Source organism: Actinoplanes sp. CA-142083 (assembly GCF_050942195.1).
Lineage (GTDB): Bacteria > Actinomycetota > Actinomycetes > Mycobacteriales > Micromonosporaceae > Actinoplanes.
Genome location: NZ_CP192076.1, coordinates 6956450 through 6978713 on the forward strand (window position 1 = coordinate 6956450; position 22264 = coordinate 6978713).

The window sequence follows — 22264 nt, forward strand, 5'->3', positions numbered from 1 at the left end:
CCAGGCCGAGCAAGACGTCAGGCCGGCGGCGGGCGTCCGGTCGACCGTCCGGTCAGGCGGGCTTGGACGGTCGGAGCGAGCCGGTCAGGCCGCCAGGCAGGAAAGCGACCGCGAGCACGAACAGCGCGCCGAGGACGAACAGCGGCTGACTCAGTGGGCCGGGCAACGACCCGCCCACGTGGGTCAGCCGCTGGTCCAGGTAGGCGTAGAGAATGCCGCCCAGCACCGCGCCCCACCGGGTTCCGGCGCCGCCGAGGACGGCCATCACGATCAGGGACAAGGTCAGATCGGTGGACGCGAGATGTGGAGTCGCGCCGCCGACCACCAGCACGTAAACGGCGCCCCCGAGCGCCGCCAGGGCCGCGGCCAGGACAAACGTCGCCAACTTGATCCGGTAGGGCGAGAGGCCCAGCACGGCGATCCGGCGCTCGTCGTCGCGCAGGCCGGTCAGCACCCGGCCGAGCGGAGCCCGCCGGATGCCGTGCACCACCAGGACGACCAGGACGAGGAACGCCAGCGCCAGCCAATAGAGGTTCACCGTATTGACCACGCCGACCAGCCCGGAGGGCAGCGCGCCGGCGTCGAGCGGCAGACCTTCTTCGCCGCCGGTCAGTCCGCCGGGGTCACGGTTCACGACGATCCAGCCCACCTGAGCGAAGGCCAGCGTCACCATCGCCAGCGCGATCCCGCCGACCCGCAGCGCCACCGCGCCGAGAAGAGCGGCGGCCACAGCGGCGAGGAGAACCGCGGTTAACATCGCGGTCCACAGGGGCAGATGCTCGAGAAGGATGCCGGTGCCGTAGGCGCCGAGCGCGATGAACAAGGCATGCCCGAAGGAGAGCAGCCCGGCATGGCCGAACAGCAGGTCGTAGCCGAGCGCAAGCCCGCCGAAGACCAGGCAGACGCCGAGCAGTTGCAGGGTGCCGGGCGAGTTGAGCGGCCCGTCGAACAGCATCGGAACGCTCAACGTGGACCACGGCACGGCGATCGCCACCAACAGCGCCACCAGCGGCAGAAAACGCGCGATTCTCATGCGGTCGTGACCTTTCCGGCCAGGCCGCCCGGGCGGAGCAGCAGAACGATGGCGAGCAGCGCCACCACGCTCACGTCGCCGGCGCCGGAGGTGCCGTAGTAGTTGACGAACTGCTGGAGGACCCCGACCACGACGGCGGCGATCGCCGAGCCGGTGATGGAGCCGAGGCCCCCGATGACCACCACGATGAAGGCGAAGATCAGCAAGCCGGCGCCCTGGGACGGGGAGACCGAGCCGAAGTACATGCCGCCCAGCACCCCGGCCGTGCCGGCGAGCGCGCCGCCGAGGGTGAAGACCAACGTGAACGCGGTGCGCACGTCGATGCCGAGCGCGCTGACCATGGCCCGGTTCTCCACGCCGGCCCGGATGATCAGCCCGTACCGGGTCCAGCGCAGGAAGGCGAGCAGCGCGCCGAGGACGAGGACGGCGGCGGCGATCAGCAGGAAGCGGTCGTTGGGCACCTCGGCGCCGAGCAGCGAGGTGGTGTCGGCGGTCCAGGCCGGACGCGGGTAGGTGCGTGGGTCGGCGCCCCAGACCGATTGCAGCAGCGCGACCCCGGCGAGCGAGAGCCCGACGGTGGCCAGCACCTGCTCGGTGGGCCGGCGATAGAGGGGGCGAATCACGATTAACTCGACGAGGGCGCCAGTGGCGGCGCCGGCGCCGATCCCGACGGGTACGGCAACGGCGAGCCCCCAGTGCTGGGCGGCCTGCCAGGCGGCATAGGCACCGACCGAGAGAAACAGGCCGTGCGCGAAATTGAGCACCCCAGCCAGCCCGAAGACTAGCGACAACCCGGAAGCGATGAGGAAGTAGAGCGCGGCCAGCCCAAGCCCGGTGAGCGTCAACAGAACAACGGTCGACATCAGGCTCGCCTCCCGGCTGCGTCGCTAGGGGAAGCAGCATCGGTCGAGCGGGGTGAGTGATGTGCGCTGGTTGAGCCGACGCCTAGCAGGTCGCGGGTCAGGGCGGGATCGCCTAGCAGCTCCGCTGCCGGGCCGTGCCAGGCGACTCGGCCGGCGGCCAGCACTACCGCGTCCTGGGCCAGGCGGCGGACTACGGCGAGGTTCTGTTCGACCAGCAGCATCGGCACCCGATCGGCCATGCGGGCCAGGGCCTGCGTCACCGAGGTGACTACGGCCGGCGCCAAGCCCTTGGTGGGCTCGTCGATGAGCAGCAAGCGCTGCGGGTTGAGCAGCACGCGGGCCAGGGCGAGCATCTGCTGCTGACCGCCGGAAAGCGTGCCGGCGCGTTGCGCTGCTCGTTGCCGGAGCTCGGGGAACAGCTCATGAACCGTACGGAAATCGGGGTTTTTGTCGCGGACCGCCAGGCGCAAGTTTTCCGCGACCGTGAGTCCGGCGAAGACGCAGCGGTCCTCGGGCACGTAGCCGAGTCCGGCACGGACGAGGCGATGGGTCGGCCGGCCCAGAGCGGGGGAACCATCGAAGTCGACCGATCCCGTGGCCGGCATCTCGCCGAGAATCGCGCGTAACGTCGTGGTCTTGCCGACGCCGTTGCGGCCGAGCAGGGCGGTCACCCCGGTGGGCGGCACGTCGAAGCTGACGCCCTGCAGGATGTGTGAACCGCCGAGGCGCACCGAAAGCTCGTTGACTTGCAGCATCACAGGGCCTCCCCGACGTAGGCCTCTTGCACCGTCGCGTCGGCCATCACCGCGGCGGGCGAGTCGCATGCCAACAGGGTGCCGTGGTGCATGACGGCGACCCGGTCGGCCAGGTCGAGCACGACGTCCATGTGGTGCTCGACCATCAGCACGCCGCGGTTGTCGGCCGTCAGGCCGCGGATCACCTCGGCGAGGGCGGGCACGTCCTCGGCGCTGACCCCGGCCATCGGCTCGTCGAGCAGCAGCATCTTCGGCGCGGAGGCGAGCAGGAGCGCGATTTCGAGTTTCCGTTTCTCGCCGTGCGAAAGTTCCCCGGCCTTTTTCGCGGGCGCCAGCGAAACCTGCTCCAGCACCTCGCCGGCAGCGGCGGTGATGTCGCGGTCGGAGCGACGCCGCCACGGGCGCATGCTGCCGCCGCGCGCGGCCTGGACGGCGAGCGCGACGTTCTCGGTCACGCTGAGCGAGGCGAAGACGGCCGAGGTCTGGAACGTGCGGCCGAGGCCGCGCCGCGCCCGGCGGTACGGCGCGAGCCGGGTCACGTCGGCGCCGCCTAGCAACACCCGGCCTCCGCTCGGCCGGTACAGGCCGCTGATCACGTTGAACAGGGAGGTCTTGCCGGCGCCGTTGGGGCCGATCAGGGCGACGAGCTCGCCGGGCGCGACACTCAGCGTCACGTCTTCGATGATCGGGATGGCGCCGGCGTGCCAGGAAACGTGGTCGACGCCAAGCGCATCCACGCTGCCAGGCCCGGGGACCGGCTGCCGTCCGGGTCCGGCGCCGCGCTCCGTGGAGGCCGACTGCGGCTCAGATCCGGCGCCGCGCTGCGTGGAGGCCGACTGCGACTCGGGTCCGGCACCATGCTGCGTGGGGGGCGACTGCGGCTCGGGTCCGGCGCCGGCGGGGGCCGGCGCCGGAGGCTCGGTGCGGGGCATACGGGTGTCAGCCCTTCATGACGGCCGCGGGCGGCGCGGTGTCGTCGGCGCTGATCGTGTTGGTGAGGCCGGCGGTGTCGGCGCCGGTGAGCTTGGCCTGGAACATCGGCTGGAGCAGGGCGTGGTCCTCCTTGCGGACGGTCAGCTTGCCCTTCACCGAGTCGAAGCTGTAGCCCTCGAGCGCGCCGACCATCTTGTCCACGTCGTCGCCGCTCGCCTCCAGGGCGTGCACCATCATCTGGGCCGCCGCGAAGCCATCCGGATGGAACAGATCGGTCTTGCCGCCGGGCACGGCCTTCGCGAGCGCCTGCTCGGCCGGGTTGTCGGTGGCGCCGTCGAAATAGTGGGCCAGCAGGTGCAGCCGGGTAGCGCCGGCGCCGAAAGCGGGCCACGTCGCGCGGATGTCCAGGCCGGTGACGACCGTGGTCGAGGCGAGCACGCCCTGCTGGTCGAGGGCCTGCCACATCGCGCTGGCGGTCGTGCCCGCCCACGCCACGAAGAGCAGATCGGCCGCGGCCGCCTTGGCCTGGCTGGCGAACGGCGTGAAGTCGGTGGCGGTGGCCGGCACCGCGATGCTGTCGACCGTGGCGGCCGTGCCGATGACGGCCTTCACCGCCTCCACGTTGGACTTGCCGAAGGCCGAGTCGGGCGCGAAGACCAGCACCTTCTTGCCGTCGCCGAGGTACGCCTTGGCGGTCTGCACATCCTGATAGGACTGCCGCCCGGAGCGGAACGTGTATTTGTTGAGCCCGGTCAGCGCGTCAGTGGCGGCGGGACCGGAAATGAAGAGCACCTTGTTGGTCGCGGCCAGCGGCGCCACCTGGGTCGCCACGCCGGAGGCGGTCGAGCCGCCGAGCACCTTGTAACCCTTGCCGATCAGGTCCTTCGCGGCCGCTACCGCCTTGGCCGGGTCACCGGCGTCGTCGGCGTAGGTCACCTCCACCGTACGGTCACCGATCTTGCCGGTGTCGTGGGTGGCGTACGCGAGTCCGGCCTTGAACCCGTCCGCGTACTGCTGGCCGTAGCTGGCGAGCGGTCCCGTCTGGGAGTAGACGATGCCCACCCGCAGCGGGCCGTCACCGTCGCCGCCGGCCGCCTGTTGCGGGCTGCCACAGCCCGCGACGACGAGGATGGCCGCCAGTGCGACCGCTCGCCGGGATGTCGCCGATCCACTCATCGGACGCCTTTCGTTACATCGACGTTTCGCGTTCGCTCACGCTAGGTCGGCATCGACAGGGGGAACTACGTGCGCCGCCGCCACGGGACGGCCCGTTCGCATGGCCGCGGGACACATAGAAGGCGGTCTCCTACACAGCGGCGGCACGCAATGTGGCCCGCGAATCCATGGGCCTTGATGTGACCCTGGTCATACGTTCGGCTCATGTATCGACGGATGTGGTGGTCCCTGGTCGCGGCGGTGCTCCTGACCGCCGCCGTCGTGGCGCCGGCCCGCGCCGCGGCCACGCTCACCGAAGTGACCGGCTTCGGCAGCAACCCCGGCGCCCTGCGCATGTACAGCTATCTCCCCACCGGCCTGGCGAACAACCGGCCGCTCGTCGTGGCGCTGCACGGCTGCACGCAGAGCGCCTCCGACTACTACGGGCATGCGGGCTGGCCCAAGTACGCCGACCTCTACCAGGCGGCGCTGGTCTTCCCCGAGCAAACCTCCGCTAACAACGCATTGAGCTGCTTCAACTGGTTCACGGCCGGGGACATCGCGCGCGGCGGCGGCGAGGCGCTCTCGATCAAGCAGATGGTCGACTACGCGGTCGCGCACTACGGCTCGAATCCGTCGAAGGTCTTCGTGACCGGGTTGTCCGCGGGCGGCGCGATGACGGCGGTCATGCTCGCCGCCTATCCGGACGTCTTCGCGGGCGGCGGCGTGGTGGCCGGGCTGCCCTACAACTGCGGAACGGTCTGCCAGTACCAGGCGCAGAGCAAGACGCCGGCACAGTGGGGAAACCTCGTGCGGGCCGCGAATCCCGGTTACGCCGGGCCCTGGCCGCGGGTCGCCATCTGGTACGGCACGTCGGACACCACGGTCGTGCCGGCCAACGCGACCGAGCTGCGTGACCAGTGGACGAACGTGCTCGGAGTCTCGCAGACGCCCACGAACACCGATTCACTTCCCGGCAGCACGACACGGGAGACCTACGGCGGCGTGGTGCAGCTCAACCGGGTGCAAGGGATCGCGCACGGCACGCCGGTCGCCCCGGGCAGCGCCGAGAGCCAGTGCGGCACGACGGGCACGTACTACCTGGCGTCGATCTGCTCGTCCTACTACCTCGCCCAGTTCTGGGGGCTCACCGGAACCACGACGCCGCCAACCACGACGCCACCGGCCACGACACCGCCAACGACCCCGCCGACAAGCGGAGGCTCGTGCTTCACCGCCAGCAACTACGCCCACACCGTCGCGGGCCGCGCCCATCAGTCCGGCGGCTACACGTACGCGAACGGCTCGAACCAAGCCATGGGCCTGTGGAACGTCCTGATCACCCACACCCTGCGCCGCACCGCCGACAACTACTACGTGCTCGCCGACGGCCAGTGCTGATAAGGAGCGATATGTCCGCAATTACCGAGACGCGCAAGACGACGAACATCGTCAAGGTCGTCGCCGCCTCGCTCGTCGGCACGGCCATCGAATGGTACGACTTCTTCCTCTACGGCTCGGCCGCCGCGCTCGTCTTCGGCTCGCTGTTCTTCCCGAAGTCCGATCCGGTCACCGGCACGCTGCTCGCCTTCGGCACCTACGCCCTCGGCTTCGTCGCCCGTCCGCTCGGCGGGATCGTCTTCGGCCACTTCGGCGATCGCGTCGGACGCAAGAAGATGCTGGTCGTCTCGCTCCTGACGATGGGGCTGGCCACGATTGCCATCGGACTGCTCCCGACGTACGCGTCAATCGGTCTTGCTGCTCCTTTGCTCTTGCTTGCCTGCCGGCTGGTCCAGGGCTTCGCCGTGGGCGGCGAGTGGGGCGGCGCCGTGCTGATGGCGGCCGAGCACGGTGACGACGCACGCCGCGGCTTCTGGTCGTCCTGGCCGCAGGCCGGCGTGGCCCTCGGCAACCTGCTCGCGACCGGCGTGCTGTGGGTGCTCGCGCTCGTGCAGCCCGACGAGGCCTTCAACTCCTGGGGCTGGCGGATCCCGTTCCTGCTCAGCGCGGTGCTCGTGGTGACCGGCCTGTGGGTGCGTCTGCAGATCGAGGAGTCGCCGCTGTTCGAGCGGGCGCCGGTGCAGAAGAGCCCGCTGCTGGAGGTGATTCGCCGCTATCCGCGCGAGGTGGTGCTCGCCATGGGCATGCGAATGGCGGAGAACATTTCCTATTACCTGTTCACGGTCATCTCGATAACTTTCCTGACGACGTACGCGGGAACGTCCGCCGACAAGAGCACGATCCTCACCGCGCTGGTGGTCGGCTCGGCCGTGCAGTTCTTCGTCATTCCCGCGATCGGCGCTGTCTCCGACCGCGTCGGCCGCCGCCCGCTGTACCTGGCCGGCGCGATCGGCGTGGCCGTCTGGATCTACCCGTTCCTGCGGCTGGTCGGCACCCGTGACGCCGGCCCGATCACCCTCGCCGTGGTCGTCGGCCTCCTCCTGCACGCCCTGATGTACGCGCCGCAGGCGGCCTTCTTCGCCGAGCTCTTCGGCACTTCGGTCCGCTACACGGGCGCCTCGGTCGGCTACCAGCTGGCGTCGATCGTGGCCGGAGCGCCCGCCCCGCTGATCGCGCTCGCCCTGCTCGGCGACACCGACGACCCCAATCTGGGGGCGGTCGCCATATACATGGCCATTGCTTCGGCACTCAGCGTGATCGCCGTGCTGGTGGCGCGGGAAACCGCCCGCAGCTCGCTTGATCACGACCGTACGTAGGGCCTATAGCGCTGGAAACAAATCTTGTGCAGACTCCCCCGTCAAGATCGGCCGTCGGCGATGCCACGGCCGGTCTTGAGTGAGGGGAGGCAGCCCAAGTGGGCGCAAAGAGGTTCAACACGGCGGTAGCCGCCGGCATCCTGCTCGCCGCGATGGGGGTGGTGAGCGCCTCATCGAGTGCCGCCGCCGCTCCCGGCGTGCGGCAGGACTTCAAGCCGGTCCCGGCCGGATCCAAGATCACCAAGGTGCCGGCCGGCCTGCGCAACAAGCCGGTCACCGTCATGGTGCAGCTCAGCGAGGCGCCCGTCGCGGTGGCCGACGCCGACGCCGCGACGCCGCTGACCACCACGCAGAAGAACCAGCGCCGCGACCGGATCCGCAAGGCGCAGGCGCCGGTCGAGCAGAAGGCCCGCCAGCTCGGCGGCACCGTGCTGGGCTCCTACCAGCACGCCTACAACGGCATCAAGGTGCGGGTCAACGCGAACGAGCTGGACACGCTCGCCGCCGCCCCCGGCGTGGTCAGCGTCCACGCGCTGCAGACGGTGAAGCCCGACAACACCAAGGGCGTGCCGATGATCGGCGCCCCGGCGGTGTGGAACGCTCCCGACAAGTACCGCGGCGAGGGCATCAAGGTCGCCGTCATCGACACCGGCATCGACTACACGCACGCCGACTTCGGCGGCCCCGGCACCGTCGCCGCCTACAACGCAGCGCACGCCACCGAAACCGCACCGGCGGCAAAAACGCTGTTCGGCCCCCGCGCGCCCAAGGTCAAGGGCGGCATCGACCTGGTCGGCGACAGCTACAACGCCGACCCGGACAGCGCCGACTACCAGCCCGTCCCGCACCAGGACCCGAACCCCCTGGACTGCAACGGCCACGGCTCGCACGTCGCCGGCACCATCGGCGGCTACGGCGTGACCGCCGACGGGAAGACCTACCAGGGCTCGTACGACAAGAACACCGTCAGCGCGAACACGTGGAAGGTCGGTCCCGGCGTCGCGCCCAAGGCCGACCTGTACGCGATCCGCGTCTTCGGCTGCGAAGGCTCGACCGACATGACCGTCGACGCCATCGAGTGGGCCGTCGCCAACGACATGGACGTCATCAACATGTCGCTCGGCTCGCCGTTCGGCACCGCCGACGCGCCCGAGTCGGTCGCCGCGGACAACGCGTCCAAGGACGGCGTCATCGTCGTCGCCTCGGCCGGCAACTCCGGCGGCGCGCCGTACATCGTCGGCAGCCCGTCCACCGCGACCAGCACGATCAGCGTCGCCGCCAACGACCCGACCGCGTCGTTCCCGGGCGCGCACCTGTCGATCGGGCTCGACGCCATCAACGCCAACGGCGCAACTTTCGCCGACGGCGTTTCGCTGCCCATCAAGGTGGTCGGCAACGGCGCCGGCGGCATCTCGCTCGGCTGCTCCGTCGCGGACTTCACCGCGGCCGGGGTGACCGGCGCGATCGCGGTCATCGCCCGGGGCACCTGCGCCCGGGTCGCCAAGGCGATCTACGGCCAGGCGGCCGGCGCCGCGGCGGTGCTGCAGGTCAACTCGGACGGCTCCTACCCGCCGTTCGAGGGCGCGATCACCAGCAACCCCGACACCGGCGAGCCCGCGAACGTCACCATCCCGCTCCTCGGCGTCCCGAACACCGCTGCCGCGGCCCTGATCGCCGCGAACGGCCAGACCACCACGCTGACCAACAACCAGCTGGCCAACCCGAGTTACACCGCCACCGCAAGTTTCTCCTCCGGCGGCCCGCGTGTCGGCGACAGCTGGCTCAAGCCGGACGTCACCGCGCCCGGCGTCAGCATCTCGTCGGCCGGCTCGGGCACGGGCAGCGACGCGGTCGTGGAGTCGGGCACGTCGATGGCCGCCCCGCACACCGCCGGTGAGGCCGCGCTCGTCAAGCAGGCGCACCCCGACTGGCGCAAGGTCGCGTACTGGAAGGCCGCGATCGTCAACACCGCCAACCCGGGCGGGATCGCCGGATACAGCACCCGGGCCGACGGCGCCGGCCTCATCCAGGCGCCGGGGGCGGTCGACACGCAGGTCATCGCGCTCGGCGACAAGGGCACATCGACGCTCAACTACGGCTTCGCCGAGCTCGACCGCAACTACAGCAAGACCAAGACAATCACGGTCAAAAATTTCGCACGTACGAGTCAGAGCTTCGCGCTTTTGGTTGCGTCGCCTTCCGGGAGCCCGCACAGCGTGAAACTTTCCCGCACCAAGGTGACTGTGCCCGGCCGCGGCTCGGTCGACGTTGCGGTCACCCTGTCGGTGCCGGCCGCGACCGCCGGGAGCTCCGCGCAGTTCCAGGACGTGGCCGGGCTCGTCACCCTCACCCCGTCGGGCAAGGGCGTCGCGCTGCGGGTGCCCTACTACCTGGTGCCGCAGGCGGTGTCGAACATCGACCCCTCCGTCGACACCAGCGCCCTGCGCCGCAAGGGCACCGCCACCGCGACGGTGACCAACCGGCACGGCGTCCTGGCCGGCAACGCCGACTGGTTCGCCTGGGGCCTGTCCGACGGTCGCGACGCCGCCAACGGCGCGGCCGACCTGCGGGCGGTCGGCGCCACCACCTATGACGCCGAGGCGATCGGTTTCGCGATCAGCACGCACAACCGCCTGTCCAACGCCGCCCGCAACGAGTTCGACGTGTACGTCGACGTCAACGGGGACGGCGCGGACGACTACGACGTCGTGGCGGTCGACTACGGCTTGCTCACCACCGGCGACCTCACCGGCGAGCTGGTCACGGCCGTGTTCGACATCCGCACCGGCGACGGCACGCTGGAGTTCTTCGCCGACGCGCCGTACGACAGCAGCGCGATCGTGCTGCCGGTGCTGGTGTCACAGCTGTGCGCGGAGGGTTCGCCCTGCCTGTCCGCGGACAACCCGCGATTCACTTACCACGCGGAGAGCATCGGCCTGATAGACGGCAACAACGACGAGATCGCCGGAAAGGCGACCTACAACGCGTTCGCGCCGTCCCTCACGACCGGCTTCACCAACGAGGTGGCCCCGAACAAGGCCGCCACCGCGACGGTGTCGCTGAACAAGGCGGAGTTCGCGAAGTCGCCGGCCCGAGGCTGGATGGTCGTCAGCCACGACAACGCCAGCGGCGACGAGACCCACCTGATCCCGGTCAGCACCCACTGAGTTCGTCCACAACAAGCGGCCCGGGACCCTCGCGGTTCCGGGCCGCTTTGGCATTTCTCCCGTTAGAAGGGGTTTTGTTCGCTTAGGGTCGGGCTGCGCGGCGGCGGTCGGCGCGCGGTGAGGGGACCAAGGTGCGCTTGCGACACGGGGTGGCGGCGGCCGCGCTGCTGAGCACGTTCGTCATGAATGCCGGCGGAATTGCGGCAGCCGAGCCACGGCAGGCAATGCCGGGGTGGGCGCAGGACGGGTTCGGCCCGGGCAACGGCGGCTTCAACCCCGGCGAGCGGTGGCTCGCCGGCGCCCGCCTCGGGCAGCTCGCGCAGCAATGGTCGATCCCCGCCATCGGGCAGCAAGTCTGCGCCCGCCAAGCCGCGCCGGTGACCGACGGAACCACGATTTACCTGCCGGGGCGCGAAAGCCTGACCGCCCACGACGCCACCACCGGCAAGCAGATCTGGAGCTATCCCTACTCGGACCCGATGGACACCCGCACCCCACTGCTGGCGCTGCACGACGGCACGCTGCTGGTCGGCACGTCCGGATGTCAGTCGGTCAGCGACCCGAACGGCGAATTACTTGCGCTCGACCCGGCCACCGGCAAGCCACGCTGGACGGCGAAAACCGAGGCCCCCGACGAAGTCCTGGCCGCCGACGACGGCGTGGTGGTGGTCGGCGGGGCCGACGCCGGTTGGATGTCCTCGACCGCCTTCAGCGTCGCCACCGGCAAGCAGGTCTGGGAGCGCGAGCGCGGCCTGGCGACCGCCGGCGCCTCCGCCCGTGGCACGTTGCTGCTCACCGAGCACGACACCGCGTTCCGCCCGACAGGCGCAGTCGCCGTCGACATCAAGACCGGCAAGTCGCTCTGGCACACCGACCAGCCATGGTCCGTCCGCGCCGCCGACGAGACCGGCCGGTTCTTCCTCGCCGACGACGTATCCGGCGCGCTCCTGAAAGTTAATGCCGATTCGGGGCAGGTCGTCTGGACCAAGAGCGACCTGAGCGGTCCGCTCGCCGTCGATCGCGACCAGATCTACGTTGTTTCGGGTACGGCGTTGGTGAGCCTGGCCGCCGACACCGGCACCGAGCGCTGGCGCCGGAACAACGCCGGCGCGGACCTGCGCCCGGTGGTCGCCGGCAACGTGGTCTACACGGTCACCTCGCGAGGCCGCCTCGAGGCCCTGAACACCAGGAACGGTCACCAACTCGGCTTCCGCCCGCACTACAAGCCCGCCGACCACCCGGTCATCGACGACGGGCGCCTCTACCTGACCGACGGCAAGCAGCTGCGCGCCTACGCGGCCCCGCGCAGCTCCTGCTGCACGGGGCCGCGCTGACCGTCAGACCATCGAGGTGGTGGCCTCGCGGAGGTGCCGGGCCAGGAACTCGTTGTCGAGGCCGATCCAGCGGATCCGGCGATGGTCGCCCGGGTTCGCGTGCAGCGTCTTCTCCGCGGAGGCGAACGCGTCGAACAACGTCAGCGACGACTGGCGGTCGACGTATTCGTCGTCCCACGGCAGCAGGAACTGCACGGGGACGGTGATGTTCCGCGCGGCCGCGAGCAGCGACTCGTACACGAAAAAGCCGCCACCGAAGACGGCCGCGACGATCCGTGGGTCGGCCGCCGTCAGCGGGATGCCGATCGCGGTGCCCATCGAGATGCCGCCGCCGTAGCCGATCGGGGCCTCGGCGCCGATCTCGGGCAGCCGCTGAAGGGCGTCCAGCGTCGCCTGCCACTCGGGGACCGCCCGCGAAGCCAGCGACGTGGTGTACCGGACGCTGACCGACTCGAAGCGCGCCTTGTCGCCGGCCGTCATGGCCTGCCGCATCTCGTCGCGGGCGCGGTCGTCCTCCGGCGTGCGCGGGCGCTCGCCGTGCCCGGGCGCGTCGATCGCGACCACGTGGAAACCCCAGGTGGTTACGGTGACGAGGGCGCGGGCCGCCTGGGCCGGCGTCTTCTTGTGCAGGCCGCCGCCGTGGCCCATCAGCACCACCGGCGCGTGATCGGAAGCGGTCACCGGCGACCAGAGCACGCCGGGAACGTCGCCGACGAGGAAGTCCCGTTCGCGGACGCCGTTCGACGACGTTTCCGCGGTGAATTGCACAGAATGCATGGGTTGGTGCCTTTCGGGAGTGCCGTGATGGTCGGGCGCTCCCGGCGACCGTTACGTCAATCGCCGACCGTGGCGACAAGGGAGCTCCCACGTGCCTACTGCGTTCATGGGTCTCACCTCCCCGGGCCGAATCACGGTCGGGAGCACGTTATCAGGCCGCCCGATGTGTCGCTCGTCTATTAGGAGCCCTCAATGATTGACCGGTCGGTGGCTCGGGGCTAGCGTGCTGATCATTCGTCAGGTCGGGGATGATCGCATGTTCGTGACGCGGGCGGGCCGATGTGGAAAGGCCCCGGGAACGGCGGCGCCGCAGTGATCGTCACGCTCGTCACCGACACCTTCAATGTCAATAACAACGGAACCACGATGTCGGCCACGCGGTTCGCCGCCGCCTTGATGGCGCGCGGCCACACCGTACGCGTCGTGGCCTGCGGCGAACCCGGAGAGCAACTTTCCAAGGGCCCGGAAATGTTCTGGGTGCCGGAGCTTGTCGTGCCGCTCGCGACCCGGCTCGCCCATCATCAGGGCACGCTGTTCGCCAAGCCCGTCCGCGACGTGCTGACCGCGGCGATCGACGGCGCCGACGTGGTGCACATCTATCAGCCGTGGGCGCTGGGGCACGCGGCCGAGCGCATCGCGCGGCGGCTCGGGGTGCCGGCGATCGCGGCGTTCCACGTGCAGCCCGAGAACGTCACCTACAACATCGGGCTGGGCTGGTTCCCGCCGGCGGCGCATCTGGTGTACATCCTTTTCCGCCTCCTTTTCTACGGCCGCTTCGCGGATATCCACTGCCCGTCGACGTTCATCGCGGCGCAACTGCGCGCCCACGGCTATCGGGCCCGGCTGCACGTGATCTCCAACGGCGTCGACGACAGCTTCACGCCCGGCCCGGCCTCGATGCGAAAGCGCGGCGAGAAGTTTCGCATTCTCATGGTGGGCCGTTTCTCGCCGGAGAAGCGGCAGGACGTGCTGATCCGGGCCGTCCGCCGATCCCGGCACGCCGCCGACATCCAGCTTTTCTTCGCGGGCCACGGACCGGCCGAGAAAAAGTTGCGCCGGATGGCGTCGAAGCTGCCGAACCCCGCGCACTTCGGCTACTACGCGCAGGACGAGCTGATCGAATTGATCCGCGGCTGCGACCTCTACGTGCACGCCTCCGACGTGGAGATCGAGGGATTGTCCTGCATGGAGGCGTTCTCCTGCGGGCTGGTCCCGATCATCTCGGACAGCCGGCGGAGCGCAACCGGCCAGTTCGCGCTGGAGCCGCGCAACCTGTTCCGGGCCGGCGACCCGTCGTCGCTGGCCGGGCGGATCGACGAATGGTTCGAGGATCCGGCCGGCCTCGAGTCGGCGTCCGAGACGTACGCGCGCTACGGCCGGCTCTACGCGGTCGACCGGAGCGTCAAGGCGATCGAGCGGGTGTACACGCGGGCCGGGAGCGAGCCGGAGCTGCCCGCCGGGTACGCCGGCCGGATCTACCGGGCGCTGTCGACCGCGTTCTACTACGGCATCGCGATTCCGCTTCTCTTCCTGTTCACGCGGGTGATCCTGGGAGTCCGCAGCGAGGGCCGCAACCGGTTGCCCCGCGGCGGCGCGCTGACGGTCTGCAACCACGTGCACATGCTGGACAGCGCGCTGGTGGGGCTCGCCCTGTTCCCGCGCCGGGTCGTGTTCACCTCGGCGCCGATGAATCTCACCAACCGCTTGTACGGCGCCCTGGTGCGGCTGCTCGGCGGGGTCGCGGTACCCCGCACGCCATCGGGTCTGCCTTTGTTCTTCTCCGAGATGGAGCTCTTTCTGGCGAAGGGAAGGATCGTTCACTTCTTTCCCGAGGGCGAATTGATTCCGTACGACACGAGCCTGCGCGACTTCAAGCGGGGCGCCTTCCACCTGGCCGCGCTGGCCCGCGTCCCCGTCGTGCCGCTGACCATCCGCTTCACGCCGCCGACCGGCTTGCGGCGCCTGATCAGCAAGAAACCCACCATGGTGATCGTGCTGGGCGACCCGATCGTGCCGACCACGACGGACCCGCGCAGCGACCGCGCCATCCGCATGGAGCTGGCGCGCCGCCGCATGCAGGATCTGATCGCCCCGCGGGCGGTCGGGGAATCAACACCCGATCGAGTGGCGTAGGCCGCAGCCTTCCGGGTAAGGCTTGCGCCATGGATGCGCTGCGGCTGCCGTTCGCCGACGCCGGGGAGAGCGCGACGATCCGGCGCAGCGCCGCTCAGCTGCTGGCCGGCCAATCGCCCGACCTGGTCGAAGACGTGCTGCTCGTGATCACCGAGCTGGTCGACAACGTCGTCCAGCACACCGACGACGGCGGCGAGCTGTGCGTGCGCAGCGACAACGGCGCCGTCTGGGTCGAGGTGTACGACCGCAGCCGCGTCTTCCCGCGCCTGCAGCGCCACGATCCCCGGCGGCCGGGCGGGCGAGGGCTGCTGCTGGTCGCCGCGCTCACCGAGACGTGGGGCAGCCGCCCGACCGAAACCGGAAAGCTCGTCTGGGCCCGGCTGGGAGGCTAGGCCTCCCCCATCACCAGGCCTTCGATGGTGTGCTTCTGCACGATCGGGGTGAGCCGGTCCACCACCGGGCAGTGCAGGTGATTCCGGACCTCCTGCGGCAGCGACTCCCAGTAACCGTGGGTCGCGGCCAGGTCGTGCTTGTCGCCGTTGGTCGCGTCCGGCGCGTCGACACCGAGCACCAGCACCGGCCGCGACATCTCCGACCGGTTCTTCGTCCCCCGGTGGATGGTCAGCGCCGACCGTGCCGAGATGTCGCCGCGGCGCGGAAACTTCCGCACCGCGCGCTCGTCGTAGCGGGCGTACTGCGACTTCGGCGGAAACATGCCGTGCCCGAACGCGGGGTTGTCGTCGAACTGGGTGCCCGGGGCGATCTCGAACGGGCCCATCTCGTCGGTGGTGTCGACGCCGGTCAGGTTGAAGGCCAGCGAGTCGAGCCGGCCCTCGGCACGGGTGACCTCGGGCATCGGGAAGTCGCGGTGCCACGGCTGGTTGACGGCGCCCGCGAACGGGATGTCGGTGTAGATCGCTTCCCTCGCCTGCTCACCCGCTTCGTTCACGAAAGTCGTCATGGTCGACATCGTGCAACGCGGCTTCCAAGATCGCCGGTTCGCGCCGGCGAGGGGCAGACTGGGGGTCGATGCGCCATTACTCCGCACAGCTGAGCGCGCCCGACGGCGCGACCGCGACGGTGGCCGCCTACGGTCACTGGGGCCGGCCCGTGCTCGTCTTTCCCACCGAGAAGGGCAACGCCTGGGAGTGGGCGAACACCGGCATGGTCGCCACGCTGGAGCCGCTGCTCGAGGCGGGCCGGTTGAAGCTCTACTGCGTGGATTCCTTCGACGCCGGCACCTGGTCCGACGAGCAACAGCCGCTGGAGGAGCGGGCGCGCCGGCACGACACGTACGAAAAATGGATCTTGAATGCCGTTGTGCCGCACATCCGTGCCGACAGCGGCGAAGACAGTGAGATCGTGACGGCCGGCTGCTCCCTGGGCGCCTTCCACGCGCTCAATTTCAGCCTGCGGCGGGCCGACCTCTTCCCGCTGGCGCTGTGCTTCTCCGGCAACTACGAGCCCGTCACCTGGCGCGGTTCCTGGGGCGAACGGGGCGACGCCTTCTACTTCAACAGCCCGGCCGACTACGCGGCCAACCTGCACGGCGACCATCTCGACTGGTTGCGCTCGCGCGTGTCGGTGCTGCTCGTCTGCGGCCAGGGGCAGTGGGAGGACACGACCGGCTCGCTCGCCTCGACACCCCGCATGGCCGAGATCCTCAAGGCGAAGGGCATCCGCTGCGAGCTGGACATGTGGGGCCCGGACGTGCCGCACGACTGGCCCTCGTGGCGGGCTCAGGCCGCCCACCACCTGCCCCGTTTCTGCTGAGATCATGACGGGTAGACAGCCGCGATGGACGTGACCACGGCCGCGCCGCCGTCGGCGTGGGCGCCGCTGCGCGTCGCGGCCTACCGCAGCCTGTGGCTGGCGCTGCTGGCCAGCAACATCGGCACCTGGATGCAGACGGTCGGGGCGCAGTGGCTGCTGGTCGAGCAGTCCGGCAGCGACACGCTGGTGGCCCTGGTGCAGACCGCCAGCACCCTGCCGATCGTGCTGTTCGCGCTGCCCTCGGGGGCGCTCGCCGACACCCTCGACCGGCGGCGGCTGCTGATCGCCGTCCAGAGCCTGCTCGTCGGGGTCGGCGCCATGCTCACCATCCTGACGCTCACCGGGCACATGCCGGCGTCCCTGCTGCTCACGCTGACCTTCGCGCTGGGGGCCGGGCAGGCCCTGACCGCCCCGGCGTGGCAGGCGATCATCCCCGAGCTGGTGCCGCGCTCGCAGCTGGCGTCCGCTTCCGCGCTCGGCGCGGTGAGCATGAACCTCGCCCGCGCCGTCGGACCCGCGGTGGCCGGCGTGCTGATCGCGCAGACCGGCGCGGGTGTCGTGTTCGGGCTCAACACACTGTCCTTCGCGCTGTTCGTCGTGGCGCTGTGGCGCTGGCGCGCTCCGGCCGCCGAGTACGCCGACGCTCCGGAGCGCTTCGCCGCCGCCGTGCGAGCCGGCGGCCGGTACGTGCGGCATTCGCCGGTGGTGCGGCGCATCCTGCTGCGCGCGGCGCTCTTCCTGGTGCCGGGAAGCGCGCTGTGGGCGCTGCTGCCGCTGGTCGCCAGCCGCCGCCTAGGCCTCGGCTCGAGCGGGTACGGCATCCTGCTGGCCGCGGTCGGCGTCGGGGCGGTGGCCGGCGCCCTGCTGCTGCCGCGCCTGCGCGCCCGGTGGTCGGTGAACCGGCTCCTGCTCATCGCCGGTGGCGCGTTCACCGTGGTGTTCGTCGTGCTCGCGCTGGTCCGCTCCGAGGCCGCCGTGGTGGTGGCGCTGGTGCCCGCCGGGGTGGCGTGGGTGCTGGTGCTCTCCAACATCAACGCCGCCATGCAGCTGTTCCTGCCGAATTGGGTACGCGCCCGCGGGCTGGCCGTGTACCAGATGGTCTTCGCCGGGGCCCAGGCCGCCGGGGCGCTCTTCTGGGGCGCGCTCTCCGACGCCACCGGCCTGGTCGTCAGCCACCTGGCGGCCGCCGCGGTGATGGCGGCCGGCGTGCTGACGCTGCGCTGGTGGCCGATGCGCGACGTCAGCGGGGACAATCGCGAGCCCGCGGTGTTCTGGCCGGAGCCGCACCTCGAGATCGACCCCGACGACCACGACGGCCCGGTCCTCGTCACCGTCGCGTACCCGGTCGCCGCGGAGCGGCAGGACGCGTTCGTGCGGGCGATGGAAGCCGTCGGCCGGGGCCGGCGACGCACCGGCGCGGTGCGGTGGGGATTGTTCCGCGACGGCGAGCGGCCCGACCGCTACGTCGAGGCCTATCTGGTGCCGAGCTGGGCGGAGCACCTGCGGCAGCACACCGGCCGGCTGACCGGCGCCGACCGCGAGGCGGAGGAGCGGGCCCTGGCCCTGACCGACGGCCCGGCCGAGGTCTCGCACCTGCTCTCCGCCCCCGGCGTCATCCCGCCCGGCCGATAGGCATGCGCCACAACACCCGGCTGGCCTCCTGGTCGGCCCGGCGCCGGACGGCCAGCAGCCAGACGACGCCGGCCAGGGCCACCAGGATCAGCCCGCCCCAGGAGAGCACGGTGAACAGGTTGGCCTGGGCCGCGGTCGGCTCGGGCTCGTAGCCGCGCTCCAGCAGCTGGAACTGGTACGGCGTCCCGGTCAGCACGAGGGTGAGCACCAGCGCGATGCTGTGCATGCTGTCCCAGAGCGCGTGCAGCAGCGCGACACCCAGATAGGTCAGCAGCAACCGGCCGGTGAAGGCGAAATGCCGCCGGCCGCTGGCTGAGAAGAGCACACCGCCCAGGATCGCCGTCCACAGGCCGTGGCCGACCGGGGCGAGCAGGCCGCGCAGCAGCTCGGTCTGCACGAGCTGCATCAGCGAGATGCCCTGCTCGGTGAAGAGCGCGGTGAAGGCGTACCCGGCGGACTCGAACGCGGCGAAGCCGAAGCCGACCGAGGCGCCCAGGATGAGGCCGTCGCGGGCGTACTTGTGCTCGAGATGGCGGGCCAGGAAGGCCAGCACCGCCAGCTTCGCGGCCTCCTCGATGAGCCCGACGCCGACGAAGAGCAGCGGCGACGGGTGCAACAGGTAGGTCTCGAGCAGCGAGGCGGCGAGCACCCCGAGGACGCCGCCGGTGACGAAGGTGGTGAACAGCAGCTCAGCGGTGACCTCGCCGCTGTGCCGCCGGCCGAACGCCCACACGACGAAGCTGACCGGCACCAGGAAGCTGCCCAGCAAAACCAGCGTGGGGATCAGGTTGGGGTTCTCGGTCAGCATCGTGACCACGACGGTCAGCAACCACAGGACGAGCCCAGTGAGGAAGACATGCAGCCAGGGCCGGCGCCGGTTCACATACATGGCCACAGTCTGGATCTATGTGGCGGGCCCGTCCACGGTCACGGTCGCCTGCGTGATCGCCGGGTCGTCGAGCAGGCTCGCTCGCAGCCGGTCGATCCGGCCCATCAGCTCGGCGGCGGGCCCGTCGGAGGACGCCGTCGTGGGCGTGACGCGCACGTTGACCAGCAGGCTGGACGGTCCGACGTAGACGGCCTGCAGCTCCCGGACCTCCTCGATCCAGTCGGCGCCGGCCACCCGCTCGCGGATCGGCTCGAGCACGTCCGGCGGGGCCGATTCGTCCAGCAGCAGCGTCTTGGAGCGGCGCGCGAGCAGGAACGCCACGATGATGAGCAGCACCCCGATCGCCATGCTGCCGACCGCGTCCCAGGCTGCCCAGCCCGTCGCCGCATGCAGCAGCAGCGCGGCCAGGGCGACGACGAGCCCGATCAAGGCGGCGGTGTCCTCGAGAAAGACCGTCGTGGCGCTGGGGTCCGATGCCCGCCGAAGGTGCTCGGTCATGGACCGCTGCCGCTCCCGCGACTCGGCGCGCAATTGCTTGTGGGCCGTGTACCAGGAATAACTTTCAAAGAAAAACGCCACCACGAGTACGGCGACGCCGACCCACAGCGATTCGAGGGGCTCGGGCGCGAGCAGGCTGCGGACACCCTCCCCGATCGACAGGGTGCCGCCGATCAGGAAGATGCCGAGCGCCGCCAGGAACGTCCAGAAGTACCGCTCCTGGCCGTACCCGAAGGGATGCCGCTCGTCCGGGCCGCGCTTGGACCGATGCAGCCCGACGAAGAGCAGCACCTCGTTGCCGGTGTCGGCGGCCGAGTGCGCCGCCTCCGCCCACATCGACGCCGACCCGGTCATCAGGGCGGCGACCGTCTTCGCCACCGCGATCGCCAGGTTCGCGATCACCGCGACCAGGACGGTCCGGGTGCTGTCGCCGCTTTCCTTCTTGTCGCTCGCCTTGTCGCCGGCTTTCTTGTCGCTCGCCACGGCACCGGCGTACCCCGAAGCGCGACACACCACACGCGACGGGCGGATCGGACAGGCCTGGCACAGGAAGTGGTGGGAGGCTCGGTCGGATGCGCGCGCTGATCCTTGCCCTGGTGACGATCCTGCTGGCCGGCACGGTCGCGGGCGAGCGGGCGGCGAGCGGGCCGCTGCCGCGCGGCTACAACGGGCTGGCGGCGACGCCGCCGATGGGGTGGAACAACTACAACGCGTACGGGCTGGAGGTCACCGAGCAGCTGATTCGCGAAACCGCCGACAAGATGGTCTCGTCCGGGATGCGCGACGCGGGGTACGTGTACGTCACGATCGACGACGGGTGGATGGCGGGCACGCGTGACGCCTCGGGAAACTTGCGCGCCGATCCGGAACGTTTCCCGAGCGGGATCGCGGCGCTGGCCGCCTACGTGCATGCGCGGGGGCTCAAGCTCGGCATCTACGAGGACGCCGGGGTGAAGACCTGCGGCGGCCTGCCCGGGAGCCTCGGGCACGAGACCGCGGACGCGGAAACTTTCGCGGCCTGGGGCGTCGACTATCTCAAGTACGACAACTGCTACGCGGCGGAAAGTTGCGGGCAATACACCTGCTCCTCCAGCAACGAAACGGAAAGGTACGCGGCGATGCGGGACGCGCTGCTCGCGAGCGGCCGGCCGATCGTGTTCAGCGTGTGCAGCTGGGGCACCGACGCGGTGTGGCGGTGGGGCGCGGGTTACGGCAATCTCTGGCGCACCACGGCCGACATTCAGCCGACGTACGAAAGCATGGTCTTGCTCTTTAAGGAAACGGTCGGGCTCGGCGGCTTCGCGGGGCCGGGTGGCTGGAACGATCCCGACATGCTGGAGATCGGCAACGGGATGTCGGCGGTCGAGGACCGGACCGAGATGACTTTATGGGCCGCAATGGCCGCGCCGCTGATCGCCGGGACCGACCTCGTGCACGCCGACGCCGCGACGCTGGCGCTGCTGACGAATCGGGCGGTGATCGCGATCGACCAGGACCCGCTCGGCGCTCCCGCCCGGGTCGTCTCCAGCGATCAGGGCCACTATGTGCTGGAACGGCCGCTCGCGGATGGCGACACCGCCGTCGTGTTGTTCAACGAGACCGACACCGCCGCGGTCATGGCAGCCGATTTGTCCGGGTCGGCCACCGACCTGTGGAGCGGGGAGTCCACCCCGGGGACAATTCGGACAGAAGTTCCCGCGCACGGCGCCATGCTTTATCGCGTCGGTCAGTCGTAAGGCCCGGCCTGTTCCACGAATTCGCGAAAGCGCGCGGCCGCCGGCCCCAGCGCGCGATCGGTCCGCCAGGTCAGCCCCACCACCCGCTCGGCGCCCTCGGCGACCAGCGGGATCCCGGTCGTCCCCGAGGCGCCCGCGAACTGCGACGGCACGATCGCCACCCCCAGCCCCGCCCCGACCAGCCCTTCGACCGTCGCCAGATCTCCGATCTGGAAAGTTACCCGCGGCGTGACGCCGGCTTTCGCGAAAAGGTCGTCGATCAGCGCGCGAAACCCGAACCCCGGCGGAATCGTCACGAAGTCCTCCCCCGCCACGTCCGCCAGCCGGGCCCGGCGGCGCGCCGCGAACCGGTGACCGGCCGGAACGATCAGCACCAGGCTCTGCCGCTGAAGAGCCATCCACCCGTACGGCCCCTGCGGCGGCCCGGCGATCAGCGCCAGTTCGCTGACGCCCGTCGCCAGATCGCGCAACATTTCGTGGCCGGGCTCCTGCCGCAGCTCGACCCGCATGCGCGGCGCCCGCACCCGGACGTCGTGCAGGATCCGCGGCACCAGCGACGTCGACATCGAGTCGAGGAAGGCCAGCCGGACCGTCCCCGAGTCGGGGTCGAGCAGTCCCGCCAGGTCGCGCCGCAGCCGATCGTGCCGGTCGACGATGTCGCGCGCCGCGTCCAGCACCAGATCGCCGAGCGGGTTGGGATGCGCGCCCTTGGCGTCGCGCTCGAACAACCGCGTCCCCAGCTCGGCCTCGACCCGCGACAGCAGCCGCGAAAGTGTCGGCTGGCTGGTGCCGAGCGCGACGGCGGCCTCGGTGACGTGGCGGTGCTCACCGAGCGTCAGCAGGCTCCGGAGATCCTCGATTTGCATAGC

19 protein-coding genes are annotated in these 22264 nt (G+C 70.4%); 9 read left to right on the top strand and 10 right to left on the bottom strand.

Annotated elements, in window-relative coordinates; all coding sequences use genetic code 11:
- Nucleotides 1-52 precede the first annotated feature (52 nt).
- From ACQPZX_RS32060 to ACQPZX_RS32080, 5 genes are all read right to left on the bottom strand, one after another.
- Nucleotides 53-1033 carry a branched-chain amino acid ABC transporter permease gene (locus tag ACQPZX_RS32060; protein WP_433363396.1) on the bottom strand — a complete coding sequence of 327 codons (981 nt, stop codon included), beginning with the start codon at nt 1031-1033 and terminating at the stop codon, nt 53-55.
- On the bottom strand, nt 1030-1896 hold the full coding sequence (locus ACQPZX_RS32065; RefSeq protein ID WP_433363399.1) for a branched-chain amino acid ABC transporter permease: 867 nt from the start codon (nt 1894-1896) through the stop codon (nt 1030-1032). Before ACQPZX_RS32065 ends, ACQPZX_RS32060 begins: the two co-directional genes overlap by 4 nt.
- On the bottom strand, nt 1896-2651 hold the full coding sequence (locus ACQPZX_RS32070) for an ABC transporter ATP-binding protein (RefSeq protein ID WP_433385518.1): 756 nt from the start codon (nt 2649-2651) through the stop codon (nt 1896-1898). The genes ACQPZX_RS32065 and ACQPZX_RS32070 overlap by 1 nt, the downstream gene beginning before the upstream one ends.
- A complete protein-coding gene (locus ACQPZX_RS32075) occupies nt 2651-3388 on the bottom strand; it encodes an ABC transporter ATP-binding protein (protein WP_433363402.1) in 738 nt (245 codons plus the stop codon). Before ACQPZX_RS32075 ends, ACQPZX_RS32070 begins: the two co-directional genes overlap by 1 nt.
- 202 nt (nt 3389-3590) lie before the next feature.
- Entirely contained in the window at nt 3591-4760 is a 1170-nt protein-coding gene (locus ACQPZX_RS32080; protein WP_433363405.1) for a substrate-binding domain-containing protein, read from the bottom strand.
- A 204-nt stretch (nt 4761-4964) separates the two neighbouring features.
- On the opposite strand from ACQPZX_RS32080, the gene ACQPZX_RS32085 reads away from it, so the two are divergent.
- The 4 genes from ACQPZX_RS32085 to ACQPZX_RS32100 all read left to right on the top strand — a co-directional run bounded on the left by ACQPZX_RS32085 (nt 4965) and on the right by ACQPZX_RS32100 (nt 11957).
- Entirely contained in the window at nt 4965-6140 is a 1176-nt protein-coding gene (locus tag ACQPZX_RS32085; RefSeq protein ID WP_433363407.1) for an extracellular catalytic domain type 1 short-chain-length polyhydroxyalkanoate depolymerase, read from the top strand.
- A gap of 11 nt (nt 6141-6151) precedes the next feature.
- Nucleotides 6152-7456 (top strand): MFS transporter, encoded by a 1305-nt coding sequence (locus ACQPZX_RS32090; protein ID WP_433363410.1) that lies wholly within the window; start codon nt 6152-6154, stop codon nt 7454-7456.
- Between the two features lie 98 nt (nt 7457-7554).
- Entirely contained in the window at nt 7555-10623 is a 3069-nt protein-coding gene (locus ACQPZX_RS32095) for a S8 family serine peptidase (RefSeq protein ID WP_433363413.1), read from the top strand.
- A gap of 131 nt (nt 10624-10754) precedes the next feature.
- Nucleotides 10755-11957, top strand: coding sequence for a PQQ-binding-like beta-propeller repeat protein (locus ACQPZX_RS32100; RefSeq protein WP_433363416.1), 1203 nt, complete (start codon nt 10755-10757; stop codon nt 11955-11957).
- Nucleotides 11958-11960: 3 nt separating this feature from the next.
- Here ACQPZX_RS32100 and ACQPZX_RS32105 read toward each other — a convergent pair whose 3' ends face one another.
- Entirely contained in the window at nt 11961-12734 is a 774-nt protein-coding gene (locus tag ACQPZX_RS32105; protein ID WP_433363419.1) for a dienelactone hydrolase family protein, read from the bottom strand.
- Nucleotides 12735-13046: 312 nt separating this feature from the next.
- Here ACQPZX_RS32105 and ACQPZX_RS32110 point away from each other — a divergent pair, with 312 nt between their 5' ends.
- Together ACQPZX_RS32110 and ACQPZX_RS32115 are read left to right on the top strand one after the other, a co-directional pair.
- On the top strand, nt 13047-14867 hold the full coding sequence (locus ACQPZX_RS32110) for a glycosyltransferase (protein ID WP_433363422.1): 1821 nt from the start codon (nt 13047-13049) through the stop codon (nt 14865-14867).
- A 29-nt stretch (nt 14868-14896) separates the two neighbouring features.
- Nucleotides 14897-15259: an ATP-binding protein gene (locus tag ACQPZX_RS32115; protein ID WP_433363425.1), complete on the top strand. Its 363-nt coding sequence runs from the start codon at nt 14897-14899 to the stop codon at nt 15257-15259.
- On the opposite strand, the gene ACQPZX_RS32120 is transcribed toward ACQPZX_RS32115, so the two are convergent.
- Nucleotides 15256-15828: a phytanoyl-CoA dioxygenase family protein gene (locus ACQPZX_RS32120; RefSeq protein WP_433363428.1), complete on the bottom strand. Its 573-nt coding sequence runs from the start codon at nt 15826-15828 to the stop codon at nt 15256-15258. The two genes, ACQPZX_RS32115 and ACQPZX_RS32120, sit on opposite strands and share 4 nt — an antisense overlap.
- A 68-nt stretch (nt 15829-15896) precedes the next feature.
- Here ACQPZX_RS32120 and ACQPZX_RS32125 point away from each other — a divergent pair, with 68 nt between their 5' ends.
- Complete coding sequence (locus ACQPZX_RS32125; protein ID WP_433363431.1) at nt 15897-16640, top strand: esterase family protein; 744 nt, start codon at nt 15897-15899, stop codon at nt 16638-16640.
- A 24-nt stretch (nt 16641-16664) separates the two neighbouring features.
- Nucleotides 16665-18272, top strand: a complete 1608-nt coding sequence (locus ACQPZX_RS32130; RefSeq protein ID WP_433363434.1) for an MFS transporter — start codon at nt 16665-16667, stop codon at nt 18270-18272.
- Here ACQPZX_RS32130 and ACQPZX_RS32135 read toward each other — a convergent pair.
- Together ACQPZX_RS32135 and ACQPZX_RS32140 are read right to left on the bottom strand one after the other, a co-directional pair.
- On the bottom strand, nt 18253-19161 hold the full coding sequence (locus tag ACQPZX_RS32135) for a PrsW family intramembrane metalloprotease (protein ID WP_433363437.1): 909 nt from the start codon (nt 19159-19161) through the stop codon (nt 18253-18255). The genes ACQPZX_RS32130 and ACQPZX_RS32135 overlap by 20 nt on opposite strands.
- Nucleotides 19162-19176: 15 nt before the next feature.
- On the bottom strand, nt 19177-20142 hold the full coding sequence (locus ACQPZX_RS32140) for a cation diffusion facilitator family transporter (RefSeq protein WP_433363440.1): 966 nt from the start codon (nt 20140-20142) through the stop codon (nt 19177-19179).
- A gap of 89 nt (nt 20143-20231) precedes the next feature.
- Between ACQPZX_RS32140 and ACQPZX_RS32145 the strand changes: the two genes are divergently transcribed.
- Complete coding sequence (locus ACQPZX_RS32145) at nt 20232-21395, top strand: glycoside hydrolase family 27 protein (RefSeq protein ID WP_433363442.1); 1164 nt, start codon at nt 20232-20234, stop codon at nt 21393-21395.
- Here ACQPZX_RS32145 and ACQPZX_RS32150 read toward each other — a convergent pair.
- Nucleotides 21386-22261, bottom strand: a complete 876-nt coding sequence (locus ACQPZX_RS32150; protein WP_433363445.1) for a LysR family transcriptional regulator — start codon at nt 22259-22261, stop codon at nt 21386-21388. The two genes, ACQPZX_RS32145 and ACQPZX_RS32150, sit on opposite strands and share 10 nt — an antisense overlap.
- Nucleotides 22262-22264 lie beyond the last annotated feature (3 nt).